The following is a 10935-nucleotide window of genomic DNA, read 5'->3' on the forward strand; positions in this document are numbered from 1 at the left end:
TCAGTTTAAAAAGAGTATTGGACTATTAAATAAAATCAGTCACTGCAACGAATGAAAAAGCAGTGGCATACGCAATCTCCACTTTTTCTTTGTGATAGTCAAACTTTTCGTCAGTTGATTGGAGCGGAAGGTGCTCGACTCCTGCGGGAAACGCTGGACAGCACGAAAAGCGGAGGCGGCTCGTTCAGCTCCGACAAGCATAAGATGAATGGGCTAAGAAGGCGTTCTTTTGCCTTCTTGGACCATTTAGCTTATGACCTCGAGGGGCTAGCCGCCGTAGCTGGACAGGTGAGACCCCGCAGGCGCAGCCGAGGAGGCTCACCGCCAGCCCCGCGGAAAGCGAGCACCTGTAGCCGGAAATCAACCGCCACTCGCTACATCCAAAAGCAACAATGTTTACGAAAAAAGCCTTTAAAAAATAATAAAAGAGACTACTTTCTCCATATAGGATTAAGTAGTCTCTTTTATATATTCAGCTTTTCAACATTCTCGTCTGTTCAATGAAATACCCTATTCTTTCAACGATCGGCTCGATGGAGTTTTGGTCGTTGACGAGGTCGTATTCGCTGATGTCGAGTCTGAGGACAGGACATGCGTTGAAGGAGTTGATCCAGTTTTCGTAGCGCTCGTGCATTTCTTCCCAGTAGGCAACAGGTGTTTGCTGTTCCATCGGGCGACCGCGTTCACGGATGCGATCCACGACATTATCAATGGATCCTTCAAGGTAAATCAACAGGTCAGGGTGCGGGAAGTATGGCGTCATCACCATGGCATCGAAAAGGCTTGTGTAGGTTTCATAATCAATTTCACTCATATTGCCTTTTTCATAATGCATGCGGGCGAATATGCCAGTATCTTCATAAATGGAGCGGTCTTGAATGAAACCACCGCCATATTCGAAGATTTTCTTTTGTTCTTTAAAGCGTTCTGCCAGGAAGTAGACTTGAAGGTGGAAGCTCCAGCTTTTAAAGTCTTGATAGAATTTGTCGAGATATGGGTTCGTATCCACTTTTTCGAATGACGTGCGGAAGCCGAGAGCGTTCGCCAATCCGTTCGTCATGGTGGATTTCCCGACACCGACCGTTCCGGCAATGGTGATCACGGCATTGTTCGGGATCCCGTATTTAGTGCGAAGATTCATGATAGTGAACTCCTTTTTTTAGTGTAGTTTCTAATTGAGTGAGAATATGTTCCAGATCTTCTTTATTTTGAACGAAATCGACGTGGTCGCCATTAAAGCGAAGAACAGGGATGTCCGGGTGTGTTTCCTCGAATGTGTTCATATATTCCTCGTAATCAAGTGATAGCTGCTTCAAATACAGAGGGCTGATTTTCTTTTCGAAATCCCTTCCTCTTTTTTCGATTCGCTTAAGTAAGGTATCAAGGCTAGCGTTCAAGTAAATGACCACATTGGGTCTTGGCATATCAGACGTCAGGATATCATAGATGTTGAGGTATTTCTTAAATTGCTGTTCATCCTTTAACGTACGTTTTGCGAAGATGATGTTTTTAAGAATATGATAATCTGCAACAACAGATTTGTTCTGAGATAAGTAGTGTTTCTCGATATCTTCCAGTTGTTTATATCGATTGCATAAGAAAAACATCTCTGTTTGAAAGCTCCACTCTTCAATGTCATCATAGAATTTATCTAAGAATGGATTTTCATCTACGATTTCTTTTAACAGGTGAAATTGAAAATGATCGGAAATCGCTTTTGCTAGAGAGGTTTTTCCTATTCCAATCGGGCCTTCAACGGTAATGAAAGGAATGCGCCCCATTAATTGTCCTCCTCATATTACGGCAATCTTTTTCTCGGAAATAATGTAAAAATAAAAAAATACGACAGGAATTATTGTAACACAATATATGGATGGTTTGTTCAGCATATTTCCCCTGTTCATTATATCGACCATATGTGAGGAGGTTTTATGAAAACGTAAATAAAAAGCTGAAGGGCGGGTGTTTATAGATTTACCCATCCTTCAGCTTCTATTAATTATCTTTTCACGACATTGAAATTGTCGGAAATTAACAACCAGTTTTGAGGGAAGGAGAGGCCGAGCTTCCAATAGCTCATCCCTCGCAACTTTAGTTCTTTCATAAGATCGAATTTAGCCTGGATGCTGCGTGCATCTTCAAACCAGACTTCGTGATCTTTCCCGGTATTTGCATCCCGGTATTTAAAGAATGGTGCCTTTGCTTTTTGATCATACTCGATTTTGACATTGTTATCAGCGGCAATCTTAATCGCCTGTTGAGGACTGATCGCTTTCGCGGTACTTCCTTGTACAAAAGGCAAGGTCCAGTCATATCCATATAAGTTCTGTCCCATGAGAATCTTGGAAGGTGGCATTTCTGAAACGGCATATTCCAGGACTTCCCGGACCGGTCCGATAGGTGACACCGCCATGGCAGGGCCGCCGCTGTAACCCCACTCGTACGTCATGATGACGACGAAATCGACAATCTCACCGTGTGCTTTATAATCATGTGCTTCATACCACTTCCCTTTTTGATCCGCACTGGTCTTTGGGGCAAGTGCGGTTGAGAGGAGCCATCCTTCCTGATTGAAACGCGCCTTCGCTTTTCGCAAAAATTGGTTGTAGGCTTCTTTGTCCTGAGGGCGCAAATATTCAAAGTCGAAGTGGATATCCCTGAATCCATATTTCTTAGCTGTTTTGACGACGTTGTCAAGGAACTTATCCTGGATGGCCTGGTCGGTTAACAGAATTCGTCCCAGTTCATCGCTGAAGGTCCCATCCTCCTGATTGGTAATGGCCATCATCATGACATTATTATTGTCTTTTCCGGTTTGAATGAGGTTACCCAGGGGAGGTTCTTTCAGTGTTCCATCGCGCTTGGCCTGGAAACTGAACGGAGCGAGGTACGTGAGATAAGGTGCCGCCTCCTTGGCGCTTTCTTCAAGGTTCGGTGATACTTCCTTCCCATACGGTTCTACATAGCCATTAAACTCTGCTTTCCCCTTTGGTTTCTGGGGAATGTATAAACGAAACCCTACCTGTAGAGGCTGATTGGGGGAGATTCCGTTTACCCTCGCCAGTTCCTGATATGGTACTCCTGTCTTCTGACTGATACTCCAAAGGCTATCGCCGGGTTGGACAAAATAAAAGCTTCCAATGATCGGTATGACCAGTGACTGTCCGATCACTAAATTATCTGGGTTTGGCAGTTCATTCGCATCCACTATATCTTTCACTGTTGATCCATACGCTTGGGCGATGCCAAATAACGATTGGTTTGGCCGGACAACATGTATTTGCATAAAACAGACCTCCTCCATTTCATTCACTATAATCAGCCTATGAAATGGGAGGATACAATATGATTTGGGTTGAAAAAATTATAAAATCCCCGCGGTTGGATCAATCTTTGCTTTTAACACGTTTTTCATCATGGTCAATGCGTAGTGATTATCTTCATCACTGACGGAGGCAATGGCGTCCATGGGTACCATCAGATTAAACTCTCTCATATAAGCGTCGTTGGCTGTGAAGAGGACGCATATATTCCCTGCAATCCCTGTAATGATCAGATTCTTTACAGAAAGATGGTGAAGGAGCGTGTTTAAAGCTGTTCCATAAAAGGCGGAATGCTTGGGTTTAATAAGAAAATAATCATCTTCCTTAGGTTGGAGCGGGGTCATGATGCCATCACTCACTTCGTTATGGCATTTCTTATAAATCTCTTCGTAATCTGCTTTCCAAAGCTCATAATGGTCGTTAATATAGATGGTAGGAAGCCGGTGGGCTTGGCTATACTCACGCAGTGAGTTAATGGGATCGATAATCTTGGAAGTGTGTTCTGCCAGGGTTTCCCCGTGTTTGAAATCAAATGGATTCATGATATCAATAATCAGAAGAGCGGTATTGTTAGGTATCATATGTATGCCCCTTTCATTTATAGTTTGGTGTGAATGGGGATATTTTATAAAGAATAGAGAAATAAATTTATGGGAGTACATGGTATGAGAGAAGAGCAGTTTATGAAAGAAGCATTAATTGAAGCAGAAAAAGCAGCGGCAATCCAGGAAGTTCCGATCGGAGCGGTGATTGTCATGGATGGTGAGATCATCGCCCGTGCCCATAATCTGAGGGAAACCACGCAAAATGCGATTACCCATGCTGAAACACTGGCGATTCAAGAGGCGTGTAAGAAGCTGGGCACCTGGAGGTTGGAAGGAGCAGAGCTTTATGTCACGCTTGAACCATGCCCCATGTGCAGCGGTGCCATCATCCTGTCAAGAATCGAGAAAGTCGTGTACGGAGCTAAAGACCCGAAAGCAGGTTGTGCAGGAACGTTAATGAATTTACTGGAGGATGAACGGTTCAATCATCAGTGTGAAGTAGTACCTGGAGTACTTGCTGAAGAATGCGGTGGAATCCTTTCCCGTTTCTTCAAAGACTTGAGGGAACGTAAGAAGAAGGAAAAGAAGAATGGAGTTTCGGAAATGTAAATAACTTACAGCATTCCATCATTGCTTTTTACCGTATATCCTAGTATACTTAATTTTGCGTCGCACTAATGGCGCAACTAAATATGGTATCAATTTTGCCGTGCTAGGTGGGGAGGTAGCGGTGCCCTGTACTCGCAATCCGCTCCAGCGAGACCGAATTCCTTTTCGAGGCTAGCACTCTGTAGGGCCTGCCTCAAGTAAGTGGTGTTGACGCCTGGGTCCTGCGCAATGGGAATCCATGAACCATGTCAGGTCCGGAAGGAAGCAGCATTAAGTGGAAGCTCCCATGTGCCGCAGGGTTGCCTGGGCCGAGCTAACTGCTTGAGTAACGCCTATGGATGCTTGTCGACGAAAGGTGCACGGCAGTTTAACTTATATACAACCAACTCATCCATTTCAGGGTGAGTTTTTTGTTTATATGATTCTTAAAATGATCTCCGGTTTTCTTTGTAAAAGGGATTTACATTACGTTATAATAGAGACACTATAGTACATAAAAAGAGGGGGGAGTATTTTGGCATATCAAGCTTTATATCGTGTGTGGCGTCCTCAGTCATTTATTGATGTAGTGGGACAGCAGCATGTAACGAAAACGTTGCAAAATGCCCTCCTTCATCAGAAGATTTCCCATGCCTATTTATTCTCTGGACCAAGGGGAACAGGAAAGACGAGTGCAGCGAAGATACTGGCAAAAGCCGTTAACTGTGAACGTTCACCTGTAGCGGAACCTTGTAATGAGTGTGATGCGTGTAAAGGAATTACGGACGGTTCGATCCCTGACGTCATTGAAATCGATGCCGCTTCCAATAACGGGGTTGAGGAGATTCGTGACATCCGGGATAAGGTCAAGTATTCCCCGAACGTCGTTGAATATAAAGTCTATATTATCGATGAGGTTCATATGCTGTCCATCGGGGCATTCAATGCGCTTTTGAAGACATTGGAGGAACCTCCTAAACACGTTATATTCATACTGGCGACGACGGAGCCCCATAAGATTCCCCTGACGATCATATCCCGCTGTCAACGATTTGACTTTAAGCGTATCACCGCTATGGACATAGTGGGAAGAATGAGTCATATCGCAACTGAGTCGGGTGTGAACTATGAAGAAAACGCCCTGACGATTATCGCAAGGGCTGCTGAGGGCGGGATGCGTGATGCCCTCAGTCTTCTCGACCAAGCAATATCCTTCAGTCAGGATCAGGTGACGGTGGATGACGCCCTGACGGTAACGGGTGCCGTTTCCCAAGGCTACTTGAATACCCTGGCGAAAGCCATCCTTGAGAGGGATGTCACTACTGGTCTCGGTGCGTTGGAAGAGCTCCTGTTTCAAGGGAAGGACCCGGCAAGATTCGCTGAAGACTTCATCCTGTATTTCAGGGATATGTTGTTATACCAGACGGCACCAAATCTTGAAGAATCGCTTGAAAGAGTCATGCTCGATGATGACTTTAAAGAATTAGCGGGGCAAACGCAGCCTGGTCAGATATATCAGTACATTGATGTATTGAATCAGGCCGGCCAGGAAATGAAGTTTACAAACCATGCCCGAATTTACTTGGAAGTATCCATTGTAAAGCTATGCCAAATGGAAGCGCCAGCGTCGGCTTCCTCTCCTGAAGTAAACGAGATGATGAAGAAGATCAAGCTTCTTGAACAGGAAATCGAGCAGTTGAAGGCCAATGGTGTCAAGGTACAGGCTGAGCCCGCTCAACAAACGGCGAAGAAACCGATCAGGGCGAAGAAAGGGTTTCGTGCTCCGACCGGTAAGATTCAAGAAGTACTCCGCACGGCTACGAAAGAAGATCTCAATCTGATCAAGAGCCGCTGGGGTGACATGGTTGAAACATTGAATCAACGTCAAATGCGATCGCAGTCTGCACTGTTGAACGATGCAGAACCTGTAGCAGCGACAAACGGTTCTTTTGTGTTAAAATTTAAATATGATATCCATTGTCAGATGGCCATGGAGAATCAAGCTTTCACAGCAGCGATTGCTTCCATATTGGAGGAGCTTACAGGAAACAGTTATGCGGCTATAGGAATTCCTGAAGACCAGTGGATGAGCATAAGAGAAGATTTTATCCGAAACTCGAAAACAGAGGATGGGGAATCATCCGGTGAAGAACAAGGAGAAGACTCTCTATTGAAGGAAGCTGAAAAGCTTGTCGGTATGGATCTAATAGAACTAAACGATTAAAAATACTGGAGGTAATACTATGATGCGTGGAAACGGTAATATGCAAAATATGATGAAACAAATGCAAAAGATGCAAAAGAAAATGGCGGAAGCTCAAGAGGAACTTGGTGAAAAGCAAATCGAAGGTACAGCTGGCGGCGGAATGGTAACAGTTGTTGTTTCCGGTCATAAACAAGTCCTTGATGTAAAAATCAATGAAGAAGCGGTAGATCCAGAAGACGTAGAAATGTTACAAGATCTAGTCCTTGCAGCAACAAACGATGCACTGAAGAAAGCGGATGAATTAACGAACTCCACTATGGGTCAATTCACTAAAGGAATGAACCTGCCGGGAATGTTCTAGGAGGCAATATCATGCACTATCCTGAGCCTATATCAAAGCTGATCGACAGCTTTATGAAATTGCCGGGAATCGGGCCGAAAACGGCGGCCCGCCTGGCTTTTTTTGTTCTTAGTATGAAAGAAGACACCGTATTGGACTTTGCAAAAGCACTGGTCAATGCGAAACGGAACTTGAGTTACTGTTCCGTCTGCGGGCATATAACCGATCAGGATCCATGCTATATCTGTGAGGATCAACGACGGGATCGCAGCATCATCTGTGTGGTACAGGACCCTAAAGATGTCATTGCCATGGAGAAGATGAAAGAATATAACGGTCAATATCATGTGCTTCATGGAGCCATCTCCCCGATGGATGGAATCGGTCCTGAAGACATCAATGTACCTGACCTCATCAAACGTCTCCATAGTGACGAAGTCCAGGAAGTGATCCTTGCCACCAACCCTAACATCGAAGGGGAAGCGACAGCCATGTATATCTCACGCCTCGTCAAACCATCAGGAATCCGCATTACAAGGATTGCCCATGGACTTCCAGTAGGCGGAGATCTCGAGTATGCTGATGAAGTAACTTTATCGAAAGCCCTTGAAGGAAGAAGAGACGTTTAACGAAGGAGTGGATACCTATGTTTTTCCGAAAAAAAGGAAAGCTGAAAAAAGAGTATGACCAATCCTTACTGCACGTTTTAGACGAAACCAAGGATCATTGGAATCAACAGCGTTCCATCGACGAGATGAGCGTGGATTATAATTTGAACATCCACTGTCATTCGAAAATTGCAGAAGCCAAATATTTTTTTCTCTTCAGAGAAGCAAAACATAGAAAGATCGTCATAAAAAGGTAGACAACCTTCATATCCTATCAGTAAGAGACGAATGATGTTCTTAGTTGAGAGGAGAGAAGGGTATGAACCCAGTAATTGTCATTGCGGTGATCAGTGGCCTGATCGTTCTGCTGCTGGCTGCCGGCACACCTATCAAGCCGCTTCGGTTTGTTGGACAAGTTGCCATGAAGGTCATGATCGGAGCACTATTCCTATTCTTCCTGAACGCCTTTGGCAGTCAGTACGGAATTCACGTACCTATAAATGTAGCTACTTCATCCATTTCAGGTATATTGGGTATTCCGGGAGTAGTGGGTCTGACGGTTATTCAGATGTGGATTTTATAAAGATCCATAGAATAATAAGAAGAAGGGCAGTCGAAGATTCAGGTGCGTTTTCCTGAATCTTGACTGCCCTTCTTCTCTATTTACTTAAAAATGTTTTTGGCATGACAACTGCTGTCACTTCACCACGGGCGCACAATTCCCCTTCTGCAAAGACCTCCGTTTCCACTTTAAACTTCTTTGGATGGATTTCTTGAACTGTACCAACAGCTTTTAATGCAACACCGTGAGGAGTCGGTTTCATGAAATCGACATTCAGGGATGCCGTCACGAACCGCGGTGGCTCCTGTCCGTCTCCTACTTCCCCGCCGTTTTTCTGATGTAGAGCAATCGAAGCTGAACCCGTGCCGTGACAATCAATTAAAGACGCAATCAATCCTCCGTACACAAAACCCGGTAAAGCCGTATGTTCCGGTTTAGGGGTGTAGAACGTGACAGTGTGATCTCCATCTACCCCTGTGCGAAGATGATGGCCACCTTGGTTGAGGCGTCCACACCCATAGCACCAAGCGAAATCATCGGGGTATTGGTCCTGGATGGCATTCATGAGCTTATTCATTCTATATTCTCCCTTCAACACAATCTCATTCTTTAATACTCTTCTATAAACGACCTTAATTTCCTTTATTCGTTCTTCCTTCTGGGAAGAATTGATCTTCGCATATCTCCCTCATACCATGGAAGTCGTCCCAAAGAAAAACTCTACAGAACTATTCCTCCATCAACTGGATGTATAGAAGTTTGGAAAAGAAATGATGCTTTCTGAAATAAATAGTAAAAGATGAAAAAATAGTATTGACTCTAAATAGTAGAAGATGCTATTATATTCCTTGTCGCCAAAACAAGGCGGAAAACAAATTTCAAAAAAAGCTTGACGCTTTATAGCGAAAAATGTTATATTTAAGAGGTGCTCAAGAGAGCCCGTCGAAACATTGAACCTTGAAAACTGAACAAAACAAGACAATAACGTCAACGTTAATTCTAGATTTATTTTAAGAGCTATTCAAACTTTTATCGGAGAGTTTGATCCTGGCTCAGGACGAACGCTGGCGGCGTGCCTAATACATGCAAGTCGAGCGGATTGATGGGAGCTTGCTCCCTGATATCAGCGGCGGACGGGTGAGTAACACGTGGGTAACCTGCCTGTAAGACTGGGATAACTCCGGGAAACCGGGGCTAATACCGGATAACTCATTTCCTCGCATGAGGAAATGTTGAAAGGTGGCTTTTAGCTACCACTTACAGATGGACCCGCGGCGCATTAGCTAGTTGGTGAGGTAACGGCTCACCAAGGCGACGATGCGTAGCCGACCTGAGAGGGTGATCGGCCACACTGGGACTGAGACACGGCCCAGACTCCTACGGGAGGCAGCAGTAGGGAATCTTCCGCAATGGACGAAAGTCTGACGGAGCAACGCCGCGTGAGTGATGAAGGTTTTCGGATCGTAAAGCTCTGTTGTTAGGGAAGAACAAGTGCCGTTCGAATAGGGCGGCACCTTGACGGTACCTAACCAGAAAGCCACGGCTAACTACGTGCCAGCAGCCGCGGTAATACGTAGGTGGCAAGCGTTGTCCGGAATTATTGGGCGTAAAGCGCGCGCAGGTGGTTCCTTAAGTCTGATGTGAAAGCCCACGGCTCAACCGTGGAGGGTCATTGGAAACTGGGGAACTTGAGTGCAGAAGAGGAAAGTGGAATTCCAAGTGTAGCGGTGAAATGCGTAGATATTTGGAGGAACACCAGTGGCGAAGGCGACTTTCTGGTCTGTAACTGACACTGAGGCGCGAAAGCGTGGGGAGCAAACAGGATTAGATACCCTGGTAGTCCACGCCGTAAACGATGAGTGCTAAGTGTTAGGGGGTTTCCGCCCCTTAGTGCTGCAGCTAACGCATTAAGCACTCCGCCTGGGGAGTACGGTCGCAAGACTGAAACTCAAAGGAATTGACGGGGGCCCGCACAAGCGGTGGAGCATGTGGTTTAATTCGAAGCAACGCGAAGAACCTTACCAGGTCTTGACATCCTCTGACAACCCTAGAGATAGGGCTTTCCCCTTCGGGGGACAGAGTGACAGGTGGTGCATGGTTGTCGTCAGCTCGTGTCGTGAGATGTTGGGTTAAGTCCCGCAACGAGCGCAACCCTTGATCTTAGTTGCCAGCATTCAGTTGGGCACTCTAAGATGACTGCCGGTGACAAACCGGAGGAAGGTGGGGATGACGTCAAATCATCATGCCCCTTATGACCTGGGCTACACACGTGCTACAATGGACGGTACAAAGGGCAGCAAGACCGCGAGGTTTAGCCAATCCCATAAAACCGTTCTCAGTTCGGATTGCAGGCTGCAACTCGCCTGCATGAAGCTGGAATCGCTAGTAATCGCGGATCAGCATGCCGCGGTGAATACGTTCCCGGGCCTTGTACACACCGCCCGTCACACCACGAGAGTTTGTAACACCCGAAGTCGGTGAGGTAACCTTTTGGAGCCAGCCGCCTAAGGTGGGACAGATGATTGGGGTGAAGTCGTAACAAGGTAGCCGTATCGGAAGGTGCGGCTGGATCACCTCCTTTCTAAGGAAGATTTACTAAAACGTTTGACACGTCGAAGTTTTGTTCAGTTTTGATGGTTTAATCATCAAACAAACAATGGTAAGTATTGCTTATCATTCATTTTTATGGAATATGGGCCTATAGCTCAGCTGGTTAGAGCGCACGCCTGATAAGCGTGAGGTCGGTGGTTCGAGTCCACTTAG

Annotated in this window: 11 protein-coding genes, 1 rRNA gene and 1 other RNA gene; 8 read left to right on the forward strand and 5 right to left on the reverse strand. The window is 45.5% G+C overall.

Translation table 11 applies throughout. The features are described 5' to 3' along the window. Positions 1–472: 472 nt before the first annotated feature. The 4 genes from KYJ26_RS02625 to KYJ26_RS02640 all read right to left on the reverse strand — a co-directional run bounded on the left by KYJ26_RS02625 (position 473) and on the right by KYJ26_RS02640 (position 3904). Positions 473–1141, reverse strand: coding sequence for a deoxynucleoside kinase (locus KYJ26_RS02625; protein ID WP_044340684.1), 669 nt, complete (start codon positions 1139–1141; stop codon positions 473–475). Next, entirely contained in the window at positions 1125–1781 is a 657-nt protein-coding gene (locus KYJ26_RS02630) for a deoxynucleoside kinase (RefSeq protein WP_219165796.1), read from the reverse strand. The genes KYJ26_RS02625 and KYJ26_RS02630 overlap by 17 nt, the downstream gene beginning before the upstream one ends. Before the next feature lie 218 nt (positions 1782–1999). Continuing rightward, the gene (locus KYJ26_RS02635) at positions 2000–3286 is read right to left on the reverse strand and encodes a glycoside hydrolase family 18 protein (protein ID WP_219165797.1); all 1287 of its coding nucleotides are present in this window, start codon (positions 3284–3286) and stop codon (positions 2000–2002) included. A 78-nt stretch (positions 3287–3364) separates the two neighbouring features. Beyond that, on the reverse strand, positions 3365–3904 hold the full coding sequence (locus KYJ26_RS02640; protein ID WP_219165798.1) for a cysteine hydrolase family protein: 540 nt from the start codon (positions 3902–3904) through the stop codon (positions 3365–3367). An 84-nt stretch (positions 3905–3988) separates the two neighbouring features. Between KYJ26_RS02640 and tadA the strand changes: the two genes are divergently transcribed. The 7 genes from tadA to KYJ26_RS02675 all read left to right on the forward strand — a co-directional run bounded on the left by tadA (position 3989) and on the right by KYJ26_RS02675 (position 8193). Next, positions 3989–4477, forward strand: a complete 489-nt coding sequence (tadA, locus tag KYJ26_RS02645) for a tRNA adenosine(34) deaminase TadA (protein WP_219165799.1) — start codon at positions 3989–3991, stop codon at positions 4475–4477. A 98-nt stretch (positions 4478–4575) separates the two neighbouring features. Beyond that, an RNA gene (gene ffs / locus KYJ26_RS02650) (signal recognition particle sRNA large type) lies at positions 4576–4840 on the forward strand. Positions 4841–4991: 151 nt separating this feature from the next. Then, entirely contained in the window at positions 4992–6680 is a 1689-nt protein-coding gene (dnaX, locus tag KYJ26_RS02655) for a DNA polymerase III subunit gamma/tau (protein WP_219165800.1), read from the forward strand. Between the two features lie 19 nt (positions 6681–6699). Further along, on the forward strand, positions 6700–7023 hold the full coding sequence (locus KYJ26_RS02660) for a YbaB/EbfC family nucleoid-associated protein (protein ID WP_219165801.1): 324 nt from the start codon (positions 6700–6702) through the stop codon (positions 7021–7023). An 11-nt stretch (positions 7024–7034) separates the two neighbouring features. Continuing rightward, positions 7035–7631, forward strand: coding sequence for a recombination mediator RecR (recR, locus tag KYJ26_RS02665; protein WP_219165802.1), 597 nt, complete (start codon positions 7035–7037; stop codon positions 7629–7631). A gap of 17 nt (positions 7632–7648) precedes the next feature. After that, entirely contained in the window at positions 7649–7867 is a 219-nt protein-coding gene (locus KYJ26_RS02670; protein ID WP_044340677.1) for a YaaL family protein, read from the forward strand. A gap of 62 nt (positions 7868–7929) precedes the next feature. Further along, complete coding sequence (locus KYJ26_RS02675; RefSeq protein ID WP_206858361.1) at positions 7930–8193, forward strand: pro-sigmaK processing inhibitor BofA family protein; 264 nt, start codon at positions 7930–7932, stop codon at positions 8191–8193. A gap of 76 nt (positions 8194–8269) precedes the next feature. On the opposite strand, the gene KYJ26_RS02680 is transcribed toward KYJ26_RS02675, so the two are convergent. Then, a complete protein-coding gene (locus KYJ26_RS02680) occupies positions 8270–8749 on the reverse strand; it encodes a PaaI family thioesterase (RefSeq protein WP_219165803.1) in 480 nt (159 codons plus the stop codon). Between the two features lie 452 nt (positions 8750–9201). On the opposite strand from KYJ26_RS02680, the gene KYJ26_RS02685 reads away from it, so the two are divergent. After that, positions 9202–10753: ribosomal RNA gene (locus tag KYJ26_RS02685) — 16S ribosomal RNA — on the forward strand. The last annotated feature ends 182 nt before the right edge of the window (positions 10754–10935 follow it).

The sequence above is a fragment of the Rossellomorea orangium genome (assembly GCF_019334305.1).
In the GTDB taxonomy this organism is placed as follows: Bacteria; Bacillota; Bacilli; order Bacillales; family Bacillaceae_B; genus Rossellomorea.

Coding starts and splice junctions, on each gene's coding strand:
- KYJ26_RS02625 (WP_044340684.1), bottom strand. CDS start 1,141: ATGAATCTTCGCACTAAATACGGGATCCCGAACAATGCCGTGATCACC.
- KYJ26_RS02630 (WP_219165796.1), bottom strand. CDS start 1,781: ATGGGGCGCATTCCTTTCATTACCGTTGAAGGCCCGATTGGAATAGGA.
- KYJ26_RS02635 (WP_219165797.1), bottom strand. CDS start 3,286: ATGCAAATACATGTTGTCCGGCCAAACCAATCGTTATTTGGCATCGCC.
- KYJ26_RS02640 (WP_219165798.1), bottom strand. CDS start 3,904: ATGATACCTAACAATACCGCTCTTCTGATTATTGATATCATGAATCCA.
- tadA (WP_219165799.1), top strand. CDS start 3,989: ATGAGAGAAGAGCAGTTTATGAAAGAAGCATTAATTGAAGCAGAAAAA.
- KYJ26_RS02660 (WP_219165801.1), top strand. CDS start 6,700: ATGATGCGTGGAAACGGTAATATGCAAAATATGATGAAACAAATGCAA.
- recR (WP_219165802.1), top strand. CDS start 7,035: ATGCACTATCCTGAGCCTATATCAAAGCTGATCGACAGCTTTATGAAA.
- KYJ26_RS02670 (WP_044340677.1), top strand. CDS start 7,649: ATGTTTTTCCGAAAAAAAGGAAAGCTGAAAAAAGAGTATGACCAATCC.
- KYJ26_RS02675 (WP_206858361.1), top strand. CDS start 7,930: ATGAACCCAGTAATTGTCATTGCGGTGATCAGTGGCCTGATCGTTCTG.
- KYJ26_RS02680 (WP_219165803.1), bottom strand. CDS start 8,749: ATGAATAAGCTCATGAATGCCATCCAGGACCAATACCCCGATGATTTC.